The sequence below is a fragment of the Flavobacterium sp. LM4 genome, from assembly GCF_002017935.1.
GTDB lineage: Bacteria > Bacteroidota > Bacteroidia > Flavobacteriales > Flavobacteriaceae > Flavobacterium > Flavobacterium chungangense.
In genome coordinates this window covers 656,393-673,101 of sequence record NZ_MUFW01000001.1, presented here as the reverse complement: position 1 = coordinate 673,101, position 16,709 = coordinate 656,393, and the positions used below count along the sequence as shown (strand labels likewise).

At 35.9% G+C, this 16,709-nt stretch carries 12 protein-coding genes, 3 tRNA genes and 2 rRNA genes; 5 read left to right on the top strand and 12 right to left on the bottom strand.

The window, feature by feature from the left end:
* Positions 1-35: 35 nt before the first annotated feature.
* The 5 genes from BXU10_RS03045 to dapF form a co-directional block, all read right to left on the bottom strand.
* Positions 36-956 (bottom strand): DUF2279 domain-containing protein, encoded by a 921-nt coding sequence (locus BXU10_RS03045; RefSeq protein WP_078226040.1) that lies wholly within the window; start codon positions 954-956, stop codon positions 36-38.
* Positions 957-958: 2 nt separating this feature from the next.
* A complete protein-coding gene (gene mltG, locus BXU10_RS03040) occupies positions 959-1,999 on the bottom strand; it encodes an endolytic transglycosylase MltG (protein ID WP_031456195.1) in 1,041 nt (346 codons plus the stop codon).
* A gap of 10 nt (positions 2,000-2,009) precedes the next feature.
* Complete coding sequence (locus BXU10_RS03035) at positions 2,010-2,543, bottom strand: GNAT family N-acetyltransferase (protein WP_078226039.1); 534 nt, start codon at positions 2,541-2,543, stop codon at positions 2,010-2,012.
* The gene (locus BXU10_RS03030; protein WP_123921943.1) at positions 2,543-3,391 is read right to left on the bottom strand and encodes a tetratricopeptide repeat protein; all 849 of its coding nucleotides are present in this window, start codon (positions 3,389-3,391) and stop codon (positions 2,543-2,545) included. Before BXU10_RS03030 ends, BXU10_RS03035 begins: the two co-directional genes overlap by 1 nt.
* Positions 3,392-3,499: 108 nt before the next feature.
* Positions 3,500-4,282 carry a diaminopimelate epimerase gene (gene dapF, locus BXU10_RS03025; RefSeq protein ID WP_078226037.1) on the bottom strand — a complete coding sequence of 261 codons (783 nt, stop codon included), beginning with the start codon at positions 4,280-4,282 and terminating at the stop codon, positions 3,500-3,502.
* A gap of 137 nt (positions 4,283-4,419) precedes the next feature.
* Here dapF and BXU10_RS03020 point away from each other — a divergent pair, with 137 nt between their 5' ends.
* Together BXU10_RS03020 and BXU10_RS03015 are read left to right on the top strand one after the other, a co-directional pair.
* Positions 4,420-5,820 carry a trypsin-like peptidase domain-containing protein gene (locus tag BXU10_RS03020; protein WP_078226036.1) on the top strand — a complete coding sequence of 467 codons (1,401 nt, stop codon included), beginning with the start codon at positions 4,420-4,422 and terminating at the stop codon, positions 5,818-5,820.
* Between the two features lie 183 nt (positions 5,821-6,003).
* Complete coding sequence (locus BXU10_RS03015) at positions 6,004-7,452, top strand: glyceraldehyde-3-phosphate dehydrogenase (protein WP_078226035.1); 1,449 nt, start codon at positions 6,004-6,006, stop codon at positions 7,450-7,452.
* Positions 7,453-7,506: 54 nt separating this feature from the next.
* On the opposite strand, the gene BXU10_RS03010 is transcribed toward BXU10_RS03015, so the two are convergent.
* Positions 7,507-7,965, bottom strand: a complete 459-nt coding sequence (locus BXU10_RS03010; RefSeq protein WP_031456201.1) for an Lrp/AsnC family transcriptional regulator — start codon at positions 7,963-7,965, stop codon at positions 7,507-7,509.
* Positions 7,966-8,164: 199 nt separating this feature from the next.
* Between BXU10_RS03010 and ald the strand changes: the two genes are divergently transcribed.
* The gene (ald, locus tag BXU10_RS03005) at positions 8,165-9,283 is read left to right on the top strand and encodes an alanine dehydrogenase (RefSeq protein ID WP_078226034.1); all 1,119 of its coding nucleotides are present in this window, start codon (positions 8,165-8,167) and stop codon (positions 9,281-9,283) included.
* Between the two features lie 123 nt (positions 9,284-9,406).
* Here the strand turns inward: ald and pafA are convergent, their stop codons facing one another.
* A complete protein-coding gene (pafA, locus tag BXU10_RS03000; protein WP_078226033.1) occupies positions 9,407-11,023 on the bottom strand; it encodes an alkaline phosphatase PafA in 1,617 nt (538 codons plus the stop codon).
* Positions 11,024-11,492: 469 nt separating this feature from the next.
* Here pafA and BXU10_RS25725 point away from each other — a divergent pair, with 469 nt between their 5' ends.
* Positions 11,493-11,648, top strand: a complete 156-nt coding sequence (locus BXU10_RS25725) for a hypothetical protein (protein ID WP_369801758.1) — start codon at positions 11,493-11,495, stop codon at positions 11,646-11,648.
* Positions 11,649-11,837: 189 nt separating this feature from the next.
* On the top strand, positions 11,838-12,797 hold the full coding sequence (locus BXU10_RS02990; protein WP_369803400.1) for a transposase: 960 nt from the start codon (positions 11,838-11,840) through the stop codon (positions 12,795-12,797).
* A gap of 239 nt (positions 12,798-13,036) precedes the next feature.
* Here the strand turns inward: BXU10_RS02990 and BXU10_RS02985 are convergent.
* The 5 genes from BXU10_RS02985 to BXU10_RS02965 all read right to left on the bottom strand — a co-directional run bounded on the left by BXU10_RS02985 (position 13,037) and on the right by BXU10_RS02965 (position 16,655).
* Positions 13,037-13,122 (bottom strand) — tRNA-Leu (locus tag BXU10_RS02985).
* A 5-nt stretch (positions 13,123-13,127) separates the two neighbouring features.
* Positions 13,128-13,200: transfer RNA gene (locus tag BXU10_RS02980), tRNA-Phe, on the bottom strand.
* Between the two features lie 49 nt (positions 13,201-13,249).
* Positions 13,250-13,359, bottom strand: a 5S ribosomal RNA gene (gene rrf, locus BXU10_RS02975).
* Positions 13,360-13,540: 181 nt separating this feature from the next.
* Positions 13,541-16,422 (bottom strand): 23S ribosomal RNA (locus tag BXU10_RS02970).
* A gap of 159 nt (positions 16,423-16,581) precedes the next feature.
* A tRNA-Ala gene (locus tag BXU10_RS02965) sits at positions 16,582-16,655 on the bottom strand.
* Positions 16,656-16,709: the final 54 nt, after the last annotated feature.

The following is a 16,709-nucleotide window of genomic DNA, read 5'->3' as shown; positions in this document are numbered from 1 at the left end:
TCAAAAAAATACTGATAATCAATGAAATAGCATTTTTAAAAATAAAACAAATGTCCTTTAAGCCCTTTATTGGCGGTATATTCGAGAGTTGGAGCCGGAATTTTTATCGTATTAAAAACGGAAAAAATAGTTTTAAAAAAATGTGATTTTGTGTTAATTTTAGCTAAATCAACATCAAAAGAAAGATAAATCTGACGAAAATTTTCAGGATTTTGAGCTAAAACGAAATTTTCATTTTTATTGTTTCCGGATAACATTCCATCAGCACCATATCCAAAAGCTACATTTAACCACTTCGGAATTTTTGTTTCTTTAGCAAAAGAATACAGATTTACAGATAACCAATACGTCTGTCCATTATAGTCTTTTAAAATCTGTTCATTAAGCGAACTCCCAAGCTTATCAGGTCTTTTATTCGCATATTGAGTCGTATGGAAGGAAAATTTAGGCGTTATTCGTTGTTCATTCCAAAGTAATTCCTGAGAAACATATAAAGCAGTTCCGGTTGCATTAGCAATTAAATCACCCGAAGATGCACCCCATTCTGCAGAGTATCCATCTAAAACTTCAACAGCAGTGAGAAAGGCAAAACCTACACCTGCTCCATAAATCAATTGATTTTTTTTACTTGCACCACTCCAATTCAACGCTTCAGCTCCGAATCTTCCTAAATGATACGCCGAATAAAAATGGCCTATTTTATCCATTTGGAGCCATTCGTCATTATCATTTATAAAATGAAAATTAGATTTCGGATAATCGGCATACCAAATCTGATTCAAACCAATTAAAGTAACTGAGGCCAAAGCGGCCTCAGTTATAACAACTGTATTTTGTCTCTTTTTATTTAAAGTATCTAAAGGCTTTAAAAAAATCTCAATTTTATTCTGTGCTTCAATAAATTGAAAACTCAAAATGAATAAAACCGATAAGAAAAAGGAAATTTTAAAATTCAAAACTATCTTGTTACGCCCTGACCGGCAATCCAGTCTGAATATTTTTTTGCATTAATTGTGTGCTGCTCATAAGTTGAGGCAAATTCATGATAACCAAAACGATCGATACTGGCACAAAAATAAATATAATCGTGTTTTTCAGGGTTTAAAACCGCTTCAACAGCAGTAATATCCGGCATTGCAATTGGTCCCGGAGGAAGTCCTATATTCACGTAAGTATTATAAGGAGATTTCATAATCAAATCATTATAAAATACTCTTTTGATAACCTGATCAAAATTATTGTCACGTAATTTTAAGGCATAAATCACAGTTGGATCTGCTTGTAAAGGCATTTCTAAGCGTAAGCGATTTAAATAAACACCCGCGATACGAGGTCTTTCATCTTTTTTAACTGATTCTTTATGTACAATAGAGGCTAAAATTGTTGCCTGAACTGGGGTTAAACCTTGTTTTTTAGCTTTTTCGATTCTTTCGTCTGTCCAAAAATTGTGATATTCCTTAATCATTTTATCACGGAATTTTATTGCCGAAGTATTCCAGTATACTTCATAAGTATTTGGAATAAACATGGCAAAAACATTCTCTTCATTAAAACCATTTTCTTTTAAGAAAGTAGAATCTTTTATGGCTTTCAACAATGACAAACTATCAGCTTCAATTTGTGAACCTATCCTTCCGGCAAAATTCTCTAAGCGCTCCTGATTATTAAACGCAAGTTTAACCGGAACATTAGATCGCATTGCACGAACCAAATCAATATTGTTCATATCTTTTTTAAGTAAAAAACGCCCTGATTTTACATTTTCAGGATAACTGCGTTTACTGGCAACCATTTCGAAATTATCGAAATTCTTAATATAAGGTTCTAATATTTTTTTAACATCAGCATAAGTAGCATCAGTAGGAACATATACGTAAAGTTCTTTTTCTTCAAATTTTGTATTGGCACTAAAAATTCTGCTAATAAGTATAAATCCGTAAATCATTAAAACTGAAATAACAGCTACGGCAACTATCGTGATAATCTTTTTTAAGTTCAAAGTTTAAAATTTAAATTTGTTTGTTAATTAACTGAAAAATTGCTTCGTCCTGATATTGTCCATTTAGCAAAATCCAATCTTTTTTAATTCCTGTTTGCTCAAAGCCAAATTTAGTAAAAAGAGCTATACTTGCTACATTTCTTACGCTAATATTTGCATATAATTGATGTAAGTTCAAATTATAAAAAGAATACTTAATTAATAACTCTAAAGCCTCAGAACCAATATTTTGATTTCGATTTTCCTTATTCTGAATTACAATACCAACTCCTGCTCTATTATTTTTCGGATCAAATTCAAATAAATCAATTAATCCTATAGCCGGAAAATCTTCATCCTGACAGATTGACAAACGCAATTGTTTCGCTTCATAAATGTCCTGATGTGCGTTTTCAAGATATTGCCGAACCAAAAAACGGCTATATGGTGTTTGCGTATTGCTGACTTCCCAAATGCTTTGATCATTTTCCATAGCATAAACGAACTCTAAATCATTAGGTTCTAATGCGCGCAGATAAATATTTTTGCCTTTAAGAGTTATCATTACACTGTAGCTTTTTGATTTCCGGATTTTGATAGAAAAATCAAATATAAAAGACTGATTGCAACAACTGCCAGAATAAATGAAAGCAATGTTCTTACATAATCTATTTCGGCACTATCGTTCGAGTTTCTATTTTTAAAAATTGGCTTAGGATTCAGGACATGTTTTGCATAAATCAATCTTTTTTCTAAAACAGGACTTTTTAAACCGTATTCTTTCGCCTTTTCCAGAATTAGCTTTGCAGTATTAAATTGTCTTTTGAGCATTTTTATATTCCCTAATTCAAACATCAATATTGCAATTATATTATCTTTAGGCTGAATAAATGATAGCCTTTCATTTAACTGATAATATAAAGATTTATCTAATTTATTTAGTTGAATTGTGTCCAATTTAGAAATAGGTTTTATCTCATTTCCAAAATCTGTGTTTAATAAAAATTTAGAGTTTTGAAACTTTTCTCCATTTATTTTTGCTTCTAAAATTCTAGAATGAAGCCATTCTGAACCATTATGTGATTTAGAATTAATAGTAATCGATTTATTGATCCACCTTAAAGCCTCTTTATTATTCCCCATTAATTCATACAATGTTCCTATGTTTGAAGCTGTAGAATATCGGTTTGGTTTTAATTTTTCTATTTTTAAATAGAGTTTCAAAGCTTCGTCATATCTCTTTTCAAGAATCAGAATATATCCTTTATCAGATAAATAATCTAGATCTTTTGTTTTTTTATACAAACTATCAAGCTCAAATTTAACACGCTCCATATTTCTACTGATAGGAAAATTATGTCCAAATGGCAAAGCATCAGCATAATCCATATAAAGATAGCCACCGTTTTTCATGATGTATTTTTCGCCATTCAAGCATGCATACGTGTTTAATAACGTAAAAAATAAGAATCCAATACAGAAAATTTTTCTCAAGGTTTTTTTGATATTAATATAGTGAAATTAAATCTCTATTATTCCTTTAAAAACAAATTTTGCAGGACCAATTAAAAAAACATTCGTAAAATGTTCTCCTAATTTATCAAAAGAAACGGCCAGTTTTCCTCCTTCAACATTTATATCAATTGAAGTTTTATCCGTCTGTCCGGTTGCATTCATGGCAATTGCAACAGCCGTTGCACCAGTACCACAAGCTAAAGTCTCATCCTCAACTCCTCTTTCATAAGTTCGAAGTGAAAATTCAGAATCATTGATTTTTTTGACGAAATTAATATTGCTTCCCTTTTGTCCGTACAATTCTCCGTAACGAATTGCTGCTCCGTTTTCTTTTACATTATAATGTTCCAAATCATCTACAATTTGTACATGATGAGGTGAACCGGTGTTTAAAAAAGTATAGGAATCTTTCTTTTGAACTTCATCAACATCAATCATCTGCAATGAAACAATTGAGTCATTATTTACAGTTGCATGATGCAAACCATCTGTAGCAATAAAAGTGGTTTTATTTTCAATAACGCCTAATTGATTAGCAAAAGCTACAAGACAACGGCCTCCGTTCCCACACATTGAACTTTCGTTTCCATCTGAGTTGTAATATACCATTTTGAAATCGGTTTCATCATCATTTTCCAGTAAAATAAGGCCGTCAGCACCAATTCCGAAACGTCTGTCACATAAGCGTTCTATAAGTTTTATATCTCCTTTAGGAAAGAAATCTGAACGGTTATCAATCATTACAAAATCGTTTCCGGTACCCTGATATTTATAAAATTCTATTTGCATTTTTTAGTTGTTAGAAGTACAAAAGTACGAAGTATTAATTAATGAAATGTTAATCAATGTTAAAGAGCGTTAAACCATTTTTCAAAATATTTTTTTCTATTAATTTTACATAAGTAACTTAAACATAAATCCTAATTATGAAAAGATTTTCAAGCTTATTTTTAGTATCATTATTGAGTGGTGCTACTACTCTTGGGGCTTACAAATTATTATTTGATGGCAACAATTCTTTTTTGGGAAGAGAAAATTCTGTTGTTACTCTTGCCCCGAATTCATTTGGCAGAAATGTTGGTCTGGCTGCCGAAACAGTAGATTTTACTGAAGCTGCTGATAAAACAATTCATACTGTTGTTCACGTTAAAAATGTTTCGCGCAGAACAGTTAGTAATCCGATGCTGGAGTTTTTCTACGGTTATGGAGGACAACAACAGCAGGAACAGGTTGGAACTGGTTCAGGTGTTATTATTTCTGAAGACGGTTACATTGTAACAAATAATCACGTTATTAAGGATGCTACCGAAATTGAAATTACCTTAAATAATAAAAAATCATATAAAGCAAAACTGATTGGAACAGACTCTAAAATGGATATTGCTTTATTGAAAATTGATGCTGACGAAAAACTTCCATACACTGCTTTTGCAAATTCTGACAGCGTAAAAGTTGGAGAATGGGTTTTGGCAGTTGGGAATCCTTACAACTTAACTTCTACTGTTACAGCCGGAATTGTTTCAGCGAAAGCCAGAAATCTTGACACGAGTGGAATCCAGTCCTTTATTCAGACTGATGCTGCCGTAAACCCTGGAAACAGTGGTGGAGCACTGGTTAATACCCGTGGAGAATTAATTGGAATTAATACTATGATTTCTTCCATGACCGGATCATATGTTGGATATTCTTTTGCAGTTCCATCAAATAATGCCCGTAAAATTGTTGAAGATATAATGGAATTCGGAAATGTACAAAGAGGAATCTTAGGTGTTGAAGGCGGTGAATTAAATAGTAATGCTTCTAAAGAGTTGGGTATTTCTGAAACACAGGGTTTTTACATCAATAAAGTTACCCCTAAATCCGGGGCTCAAAAAGCCGGTCTTACAAAAGGTGACATCATTATAAAATTAGACAGTCAGAATATTTCAACATTTGCCGATCTTTCCGGTTATATCAATACCAAAAGACCAAATGACGTGGTACAGGTAACCTACATGCGAGAAGGAAAATCGAAAGTGGTTCCTGTAACATTAAGCAAAAATGAGTTTTTTAGTACCGAGTTTAAAGGAATCGAATTAGAAAATATTGATGCTGTTGACAAAAAGAAATTCAAAATTGATTATGGAGTTAAAATTAAAAACATAACCAATGAGAATTTGATGCAATATCAAAATGAATTGCAGGGGAATATCATTTTAAGCATAGACAACATAAAAGCAACAAATGTTGAAACTGTTTCAAAACTTCTAAACAAAAAAGATGAAGGTCAAAGTATCCGAATTGAAATGATCAATAAAAACGGAGAAATCTTTAGAATTATCATTTAAAAATAGTCACATCAAAGTTTTAAACTGAGACTAAATATTACCAAAAGCCATCTTAAAAAATTAAGGTGGCTTTTTTATTTTTCAAAAATAAATTACAAAACAAGTTACGAAATCGATTGAAATAAGTAGTTTTGCGCAAAATTTTAAAATAGTGAGCGTTTTATTTTTTTAATTCAATCAATTATGAACAACAAAACTTTGTACCAAAAAGAAGTATCTCTACAAGTCGACCGAAGAAGAGCTGGAGTCCAATTAATTAAAATCATAAGTGATTTATGGTATGACAAATCCATCGAAATGGTTTTATTTAAGAATCAGTTGTTGGATAAAAATGTCAGTGACATTATCAATTTGCATCAATATGCAGGAGAATTTGTCGGCAAGCCAATCAGCATTTTTGATTCTGTTGAAATTGCTAAAGTCATTTTATCATTAGATTTTCCATCTGCTAAATTAGATCTTGGAAAATTGACTTATGAATATCAGCTGGAAGAAGAAAAATATCCGGATGCCAGATATTTTGTAATGGATAAATTAAAAAAAGCCAAATCATCTAAAGAAATTCAGCCTAAAGATGTCGTTCTGTATGGCTTTGGAAGAATTGGACGTTTATTGGCAAGAGAACTAATGTCAAAAACCGGAAAAGGAAACCAGTTACGCCTGAGAGCAATTGTGACACGGGATAAAATTGATTCAGTGATCTTAGAGAAAAGAGCTTCTCTATTAAGACATGACTCAATTCACGGAAATTTCCAGGGTTCAGTAACAGCAGACCCAAAAAATAATGCTTTGATTATTAACGGAACTACAGTAAACATAATCAATGCAAATTCGCCTGAAGAAATAGATTATACACAATACAGCATTAATGACGCACTTGTCATTGACAACAGTGGAGCTTTTACATCTGAAGAAGCTTTAAAAAAACATTTAATTTCAAAAGGAGTCAGTAAAGTATTGTTGACAGCACCCGGAAAAGGAGTTCCAAATATTGTATATGGCGTAAACCATAACGAATACAATCCTGATGATACAGCTATTTTTTCGGCTGCATCATGTACTACAAATGCCATAACCCCTATTTTAAAAGTTATTGAAGATAGTTTAGGAATTGCAAAAGGCCATCTGGAAACTATTCACGCCTATACAAACGATCAGAATCTGGTTGACAATATGCACAAAAAATACCGTCGCGGAAGAGCTGCAGCCTTAAACATGGTTATTACCGAAACGGGGGCGGGGAATGCAGTTGCAAAAGCAATTCCGTCACTTGAAGGAAAACTGACTTCAAATGCTATTAGAGTTCCGGTTCCAAACGGATCATTAGTAGTTGTAAACTTAGAAGTCAAAAAAGCAACCTCAATAACTGCTGTAAATAAAATAATGAAGAAATATGCCTTAGAAGGCGAATTGGTAGAACAAATTAAATATTCATTAAATAATGAACTCGTTTCATCTGACATTATTGGAACTTCTGCCCCTGCAATTTATGACAGTAATGCAACAATTGTTTCTAAAGACGGAAAAAATATTATTCTTTACATTTGGTATGACAATGAATACGGTTATAGTCACCAGGTAATTCGTTTAGCAAAATATATTGCCAAAGTTAGAAGATTCACTTATTATTAATATAAAAACCAACCATCTCTTAAACCATCAGGGTTTTTCTGGTGGTTTTTTATTTTAAATAGGAAGTACAGTTGTACTCTTTACTTCAGAAATTACAAAAACAGTATTAATTAAGGAGACTTCAGGTAAAACCGATAATTTCTTTTGATGAAAATAATGATAGCTTTCCATATCCGGAATGATAATTTTCAGCATATAATCAAAATTTCCAGAAACATAATTGCACTCAACAACTTCAGGCATATTTAAAATCGACTGGTTAAAACCTTCCGATGTATCATAGGTCTGTTTTGTTAAAGTTACCTGACAATAAACAGTTAGATTATTGCCTAGCTTTTTCTTGTTTAAAATTGAAACATACTTCTCTATAACACCTTCTTTTTCAAGACGTTTAACTCTATCATGAACGGGTGTTAATGACAAATTTATTTTGTTTGCAATGTCTTTCAGTGTGTAATGAGCATTTTCCTGTAAAAGACGTAAGATTTTCTTATCAATTTCATCTAAAGCCATAACGAAAACGTTTTCTATATTTAACCAAAATCAGTCATTTTTTCTTTTTAAAGAAATAAAAATGAATCTATAAAGAATAATTTTCTGTAAAAATACAACATAAAATAATATTTTCTTATTTAAAGCCTAATTATCAATAATATATTCTCTATTAATACATTTGTAACATAACTCTATAAAAAACAAAATACATAAAATTATGATAATAGGTGTTCCAAAAGAAATTAAGAATAATGAAAACCGTGTAGCTTTAACTCCTGCCGGTGTTTCTGAAATTAAAAAACACGGGCATACAGTTTACGTTCAGTCTACTGCCGGTTTAGGAAGTGGTTTCGGCGATGAAGAATATGCAGATGCTGGTGCAATTGTATTACCAACAATTGAAGAAGTTTATGCGATTGCAGAAATGATCATTAAAGTAAAAGAACCAATTGCTTCTGAATACCCTTTAATCAAAAAAGATCAATTACTTTTCACTTACTTCCATTTTGCTTCTTCAGAAGAATTAACTCATGCAATGCTTGAAAAAGGTGCTGTTTGTCTAGCTTACGAAACTGTAGAAAAAACAGACCGTAGTTTACCATTATTAGTTCCAATGTCTGAAGTTGCAGGTCGTATGGCGATTCAGCAAGGAGCAAAATATCTTGAAAAACCATTAAAAGGAAGAGGAATTCTTTTAGGTGGCGTACCAGGTGTACCGCCTGCAAAAGTTTTAGTTTTAGGTGGAGGAATTGTAGGAACTCAGGCTGCAAAAATGGCTGCTGGTTTAGGTGCTCAGGTAACCATTATGGATTTAAGCTTGCCACGTTTACGTCAATTGGACGATATTATGCCGGCAAACGTAAACACAGAAATGTCTAACCATTACAACATCACCAGAGCAATTAAAGATGCAGACTTAATTGTTGGAGCAGTTTTAATTCCGGGAGCAAAAGCACCGCACTTAATTACCCGCGACATGCTAAAATTAATGCGTCCTGGAACGGTTGTCGTTGACGTTGCTGTAGATCAGGGAGGATGTATCGAAACTTGTACTCCAACAACACATGAAAATCCAACTTTTATTATTGATGATATTGTTCACTATTGTGTAGCTAATATGCCAGGAGCTGTTCCTTATACATCTACTTTAGCTTTGACTAATGCTACTTTGCCTTATGCAGTACAATTAGCGAATAAAGGCTGGGAAAAAGCTTGTCATGAAAACGAAGAATTGAAAAAAGGTTTAAACATTGCCAACGGAAAAATCCTTTACAAAGGAGTTGCCGAAGCATGGAATCTTCCTTTTAATGAAGAATTAGTAGTAGCAAACGCATAGTTATTACTAAAATAGTGTTTACTAATTCACTAGCAAAAATGCTTTTCAATAATTGAAAAGCATTTTTTTTTGCACAAAAAAACCTGTCTCAAAAGACAGGTTTAAATTTATAATTCTAAAATATTACTTTTCATCCAATACTTCCTGCATTACTTTAGCTTCTGTTCCATTTGGGAAAGTAACTTTTATTTTTTGAGCAATCGTTGGTGCAATTTCAGTAATAGCTTTTTTATCATAAGATTCTCCTTTTTTAATATGCCATCCATAAAAAATTGCTGGTACGTGAGTATCATAAGTATAAGCTGTTCCGTGCGAAGTTCCAGTTGGTAAATATTCAATAACACCAGGTTTGCCCATTAAAACTATATCACCATCCTGTGTTGCATCATATCCTTTTGCAACAAAATTCAAATAGTAATCGTTTCCAGAATTAGCTAAAATTTCTTCTTCGGTGTATGCTTTTTTAACTTGTGGCAGCGAAATTAAAAAATCTTTAAATTCTTGTTTCACTTTCGCTAAGTCTAAACCTTTGTCTTTAATAATCTGTTTATTGAAAAAGATATTAAAATTAGAATAATTCAAAAGTAAATCTACTCCAAATGTTTTAACTGAGAAATCCTGTAAACTGTTTCTAAAATCTTTTGATGGATAATTATCGACATTATATTTACGGTCTTTCAAATAAATAACATTTTCCGCTCCGGCATGATCAGCTGTTAAAAAAAGCAAATAATTATTTTTACCAACTGTTTTATCCAAATAAGCTAAAAAATCAGCTATCGTTTGGTCTAATCGCAAATAAGTATCCTGAAGCTCCATAGAACGTGGCCCTAATAAATGTCCAACATAATCTGTAGACGAGAAACTCACTGTTAGAAAATCAGTAATATTGTCTTTTCCTAACTCTTCTTTTTCAATGGCTTTTTTAGCAAAATCAGCTAATAAATCATTTCCAAAAGGAGTAGATCTCAATATTCCTGCATCATTTTGTTCATACATCGCTTTAAGATCATATGGAAAAACAGGTGCTAAACTGCCGTATAATTTCCCTTCATAAGGATTATCATCAGGAAGGCTTTCATTATAGGTTGAAGCAGGTTTATACAAATCCCAACCCTTATTTATATATTTCAGATAATTTTTCTCATTATTAAATTCGGATACCCATTCTGGTAATTTTTCTCCATAAAATGTACTGGAAATAAAAGAACCCGTTTTACTGTACCAAAAAGCCCAATTAGCAAAGTGACCAGCTGGTAAAATGGCACCACGATCTTTAAGACTCATTCCAATAACTTTCCCCTGAAAATTTGTCGCCATTCTAACTTCATCAGTAATAGTAGTGCTTTGCAGGTTTTTTGGAGACATTCCCCCTTCATCTGCAGTTCCGTCACCAACAGTTTTTACCGAAGCATCATCTGTACAGTACATTTGCTTTCCCAGAGTCCTGCTAAACCATTCATTCCCCACAATTCCATGCGTCGATGGTGTAGTTCCTGTATAAATAGAGGCGTGCCCCGGAGCTGTATAAGTAGGAACATAATTATAATGCATATTTTGAAAAGTATATCCATTATTTATCAATCTCTTAAATCCGTTTGCAGAAAAGTCATCCGAAAATCGATATAAATATTCCATTTTCATCTGATCAACCACAATTCCTACAACCAGCTTAGGTCGTTGTTGAGCAACTAGGTTTGAAATAACAAATAGCACCAACAATACAAAACTTTTTTTCATAGTCAACTTATAAATATTTAAGCAAAAATACAGATTCGTATCTGGAAAGGCTAACCAACCATAAATTTAAAGTCAAAATTGATCAAAATTTAACAGAAAAGTATCAAATACTTTATAGCGTTTCCCTGTGAACCGGCCTGTCCGCTGTATCTTTTGCGGAAGAAAGTTTTGATTAAAAAGAAAAGACAAATCCCGCAAAAGGATACGGCTTTCATCGCTAAGGCAGGATCGGGTCAATCAGAAGCTCTTTCTATTTGAAGAAAACACTCCATTCCATTAAGCAAGAAAACTCCAATCAGCCATAGCCAATTGGAGTTTTCAGTACTCAGAACGGGACTTAAACCCGCACGAACATTGCTGTTCACTGGATCTTACTACCAATTTCACCATCCGAGCATTTGTGGATCAACACAAAATGTTGTGGGGAAATATTAAAATATCGATTTTTGTATTTTAAAATTAAATAGAAATGCAGGATTCTTTTGTTGATCTTCTTAAATTATTACTCCCAGAAATAATAGTCGAATATTTTGAGCTTACTTCTTATGAAAAGGGAGATGAGGTTCTTCATTTGTACTTGAAAGAAATCAATTCTATTCCAAAAGAATACAGCGATTTAAATTAAGTTCAAAAGGATACTTTGACCAGATAACTGTTCAGGATTTTCCTATTCGCGGACATCAGGTTTATCTTCACATCACTCGCAGAAGATGGCTTAATGAAGATACTGGAAAAGTAGTTTTTAAAGATTGGAATTTAGTAGCAGACGGAACTCGTTTAACCCAGGAGTTTGCGTCTTTTTTAAAAGAAATCCATAGATTCCAATCCAAATAATTGCAATGCCATTGCTTCATTTTATGGTGTCAAGGGCAGGAATCTGCAATATCAGTACAAAGACTTTTTAAGCGATTTTAAGATTTGGGATCAAAAATCACATGCAAAAAAATGGCTTATTTTTCCCGAAAACATTGGGAAACGCTTATCAATAGATGAGACCTGTCTCTCTAATGGCGAACTATACACTGTTTTAACAAATAAATCCGGCAGAGGCAGAAAAGGAACCATAGTGGCAATGGTGTTAGGTAATAAAGCAGAATCTGTTATTGATCTCATTGAGAAAATCCCTCTTAAGCAGGGCAATCTAGTTAAAGAAATTACTTTGGATATGGCGGGAAATATGAACCTGATCGCTAAGAAATGTTTTTCAAAGGTAGCTCGTGTTATCGATCGTTTTCATGTCCAGAAACTCGCATCGGAAGCTTTACAGGAAATTAGAATTAAATATCGCTGGAAAGCTATCGATCAGGAAAATCAAGCTATAGAAGAAGCCAAAAAGTTCAATAAAAAACATGAATCTCAAACACTTGCAAATGGAGATACACTTAAACAACTATTAGCAAGAGGCCGTCATTTTTTATATAAAACCAAAATAAAATGGTCTGTAAATCAGACCCAACGCACTAATCTATTATATGAATTATATCCAGATATCTTAAAAGCATATAATCTAACTCAGGAATTGCGTACTATTTTTGAAAAAACAACTAACAAAGTTATTGGCTTTGCAAAACTGGCCAAATGGCATGAAAAAGTAAGTCAATCTGGTTTTAAGTCCTTCAATACAATATCCAGAACAATAATGAATCATTATCAAACCATATTAAATTACTTTGATAACAGAAGCACAAATGCTTGGGCAGAATCTTTCAATGCAAAAATAAAAGCATTTAGATCTCCGTTTAGAAGAAATAAATTTAGAATTTTTTCTTTTTAGGATCTCCGTTTAGGAACTAAAACATTAGAAGTTATTATTACGAAAACGGATCTACAAATGATCCGCTTTTTTTGCATAATAGCATCCAAATATATATTTTATATTTTTTTTGTTTCTGTGGTCGCTTGCATCGCTCACGCAGGATCGGGTCAATCAGAAGTTCTTTCTATTTGAAGAAAACACTCCATTCCATTAAGCAAAAAAAACTCCAATCAGCCATAGCCAATTGGAGTTTTCAGTACTCAGAGCGGGACTTGAACCCGCACGAACATTTCTGTTCACTGGATTTTAAGTCCAGCGTGTCTACCAATTTCACCATCCGAGCATTTGTGGTACCTCCAGGGATCGAACCAGGGACACATGGATTTTCAGTCCATTGCTCTACCATCTGAGCTAAGGTACCTCATTTTAAAACAAAAAACCCTGTTTCATCAGAAACAGGGTTTTCAAAAGAAAGGCGACGACATACTCTCCCACATAACTGCAGTACCATCTGCGCAGGCGGGCTTAACTACTCTGTTCGGGATGGGAAGAGGTGAGCCCCGCCGCAATAACCACCTTAAGGTTGTTAGTCTAAAGTCTAAGGTCATAAAGTCAAAAGTTTTCACTTTACGACTCTGGACTTTCGTCTTTAAGACTGCCCGCGACGGGCAAATATCTTAACATACTGAGATAAAGAAAAATATTTTTATTTACTATTTTTAGAAAGTTTCTTCCTCCGGGTTGACCCGGAGGAAAAGGGTGTACATAAGCTTACGGATTATTAGTACTACTCGACTATGACATTACTGCCTTTACATCTATAGCCTATCAACGTGGTCATCTTCCACGATCCTTAAAAGAAATCTCATCTTGTGGTGGGTTTCGCGCTTATATGCTTTCAGCGCTTATCCCTTCCCAACGTAGCTACTCTGCGGTGCCCCTGGCGGGACAACAGATACACTAGAGGTTAGTCCAATTCGGTCCTCTCGTACTAGAATCAGATCCACTCAAATTTCTAACGCCCACAGTAGATAGAGACCGAACTGTCTCACGACGTTCTGAACCCAGCTCGCGTGCCACTTTAATGGGCGAACAGCCCAACCCTTGGGACCTTCTCCAGCCCCAGGATGTGACGAGCCGACATCGAGGTGCCAAACCCCCCCGTCGATATGAGCTCTTGGGGGAGATCAGCCTGTTATCCCCGGCGTACCTTTTATCCTTTGAGCGATGGCCCTTCCATGCGGAACCACCGGATCACTATGCTCTACTTTCGTACCTGATCGACCTGTATGTCTCTCAGTCAAGCTCCCTTATGCCATTGCACTCTACGCACGGTTACCAAGCGTACTGAGGGAACCTTTAGAAGCCTCCGTTACTCTTTTGGAGGCGACCACCCCAGTCAAACTACCCACCAAGCACTGTCCCCCACAAAGCGGGGTTAGGCCTCAGATAAACAAAGGGTTGTATTTCAACAATGACTCCACAACGCCTGGCGACGCCGCTTCATAGTCTCCAACCTATCCTACACATCATTTATCCAAGGTCAATACTAAGCTATAGTAAAGGTGCACAGGGTCTTTTCGTCCCACTGCGGGTAAACGGCATCTTCACCGTTACTACAATTTCACCGAGCTCATGGCTGAGACAGTGTCCAGATCGTTACACCATTCGTGCAGGTCGGAACTTACCCGACAAGGAATTTCGCTACCTTAGGACCGTTATAGTTACGGCCGCCGTTTACTGGGGCTTCAATTCAATGCTTCTCCGAAGATAACATCTCCTCTTAACCTTCCAGCACCGGGCAGGTGTCAGGCCCTATACTTCATCTTACGATTTTGCAGAGCCCTGTGTTTTTGATAAACAGTCGCCTGGACCTCTTCACTGCGGCCAGCATTGCTGCTGGCGACCCTTCTCCCGAAGTTACGGGTCTATTTTGCCTAATTCCTTAGCCATGAATCTCTCGAGCACCTTAGGATTCTCTCCTCGACTACCTGTGTCGGTTTGCGGTACGGGTACTAATTACCTGAAGTTTAGAGGTTTTTCTTGGAAGCCCTTAGGCGCACTATCTCTTTGTCCGAAGACTCCGAGTACTATCGTATTTCCCCAAAACCCGTGGATTTGCCTGCGGGTCTTATAGGTAGGTACTTCAACGAACTATTCCGTCAGTTCGCGGCGCTTTCATCACTCCGTCACCCCATCACAGTAATCAGTAGTACGGGAATATTAACCCGTTGGCCATCGACTGTCCCTTTCGGGTTCGCCTTAGGTCCCGACTAACCCACAGCTGATTAGCATAGCTGTGGAAACCTTAGTCTTTCGGTGTGCGGGTTTCTCGCCCGCATTATCGTTACTTATGCCTACATTTTCTTTTCTAACCAGTCCAGAATACCTTACGATACACCTTCAACCCTGTTAGAATGCTCCCCTACCACTTACAATTGCTTGTAAATCCATAGCTTCGGTAATATGTTTATGCCCGATTATTATCCATGCTCGTCCGCTCGACTAGTGAGCTGTTACGCACTCTTTAAATGAATGGCTGCTTCCAAGCCAACATCCTAGCTGTCTGGGCAGACAAACCTCGTTCTTTCAACTTAACATATATTTGGGGACCTTAGCTGATGGTCTGGGTTCTTTCCCTCTCGGACTTGGACCTTAGCACCCAAGCCCTCACTGCTGGGAAACATTATATAGCATTCGGAGTTTGTCAGGAATTGGTAGGCGGTGAAGCCCCCGCATCCAATCAGTAGCTCTACCTCTATATAACTATCGCCAGCGCTGCACCTAAATGCATTTCGGGGAGTACGAGCTATTTCCGAGTTTGATTGGCCTTTCACCCCTACCCACAGGTCATCCGAAGACTTTTCAACGTCAACCGGTTCGGACCTCCACACTGTGTTACCAGCGCTTCATCCTGCCCATGGGTAGATCACACGGTTTCGCGTCTAACACTACTGACTAAAGCGCCCTATTCAGACTCGCTTTCGCTACGGATCCGTGGCTTAACCACTTAACCTTGCCAGCAACGTTAACTCGTAGGCTCATTATGCAAAAGGCACGCCGTCACCCCACGAAAGGGCTCCGACCGCTTGTAAGCGTATGGTTTCAGGATCTATTTCACTCCGTTATTCACGGTTCTTTTCACCTTTCCCTCACGGTACTGGTTCACTATCGGTCTCTCAGGAGTATTTAGCCTTAGCGGATGGTCCCGCCAAATTCAGACAGGGTTTCACGTGCCCCGCCCTACTCAGGATACCACTATCTATTATACTTGTTACCCATACGGGGCTATCACCCTCTATGGCCCGACTTTCCAGTCAGTTCCGGTTCCGTGTACATAAAATATCGTGGTCCTACAACCCCAACATTGCCGTAACAACATTGGTTTGGGCTAATCCGCGTTCGCTCGCCACTACTTACGGAATCACTTTTGTTTTCTTCTCCTCCGCCTACTTAGATGTTTCAGTTCAGCGGGTTTGCCCACCTATCGGTGTACTATGTCTTCAACATAGTGGGTTGCCCCATTCGGGTATCTACGGATCAATTCGTGTGTGCCGATCCCCGTAGCTTTTCGCAGCTTATCACGCCCTTCATCGCCTCTGAGAGCCTAGGCATCCCCCATACGCCCTTATTTTGCTTATTGTACCAATCATAAATTAATATGACCGTTTTTTTTTGTTTCTTGTTGTTTGTATCTCTACTATAACAAAAAACGCTTTCTACTTTTTATTATTTCTTATCTCAATATGTCAATGAACTTTAACAATTAATAATTATCAATTGATAATTGTCAATTATTTCGTGGAGAATAACGGAGTCGAACCGTTGACCTCCTGCGTGCAAGGCAGGCGCTCTAGCCAGCTGAGCTAATCCCCCATTTTTTAGTTGTCAGTTAACAGTTTTCAGTTAACAGTACTTAAAACGGTTACT

Bases quoted from the DNA above. Each gene is read 5' to 3' on its own strand.
- BXU10_RS03015 (WP_078226035.1), top strand. From the start codon at position 6,004: ATGAACAACAAAACTTTGTACCAAAAAGAAGTATCTCTACAAGTCGAC.
- BXU10_RS25725 (WP_369801758.1), top strand. From the start codon at position 11,493: ATGCAGGATTCTTTTGTTGATCTTCTTAAATTATTACTCCCAGAAATA.
- BXU10_RS03035 (WP_078226039.1), bottom strand. From the start codon at position 2,543: ATGATAACTCTTAAAGGCAAAAATATTTATCTGCGCGCATTAGAACCT.
- ald (WP_078226034.1), top strand. From the start codon at position 8,165: ATGATAATAGGTGTTCCAAAAGAAATTAAGAATAATGAAAACCGTGTA.
- BXU10_RS03030 (WP_123921943.1), bottom strand. From the start codon at position 3,391: ATGAAAAACGGTGGCTATCTTTATATGGATTATGCTGATGCTTTGCCA.
- BXU10_RS03010 (WP_031456201.1), bottom strand. From the start codon at position 7,965: ATGGCTTTAGATGAAATTGATAAGAAAATCTTACGTCTTTTACAGGAA.
- pafA (WP_078226033.1), bottom strand. From the start codon at position 11,023: ATGAAAAAAAGTTTTGTATTGTTGGTGCTATTTGTTATTTCAAACCTA.
- dapF (WP_078226037.1), bottom strand. From the start codon at position 4,282: ATGCAAATAGAATTTTATAAATATCAGGGTACCGGAAACGATTTTGTA.
- BXU10_RS03020 (WP_078226036.1), top strand. From the start codon at position 4,420: ATGAAAAGATTTTCAAGCTTATTTTTAGTATCATTATTGAGTGGTGCT.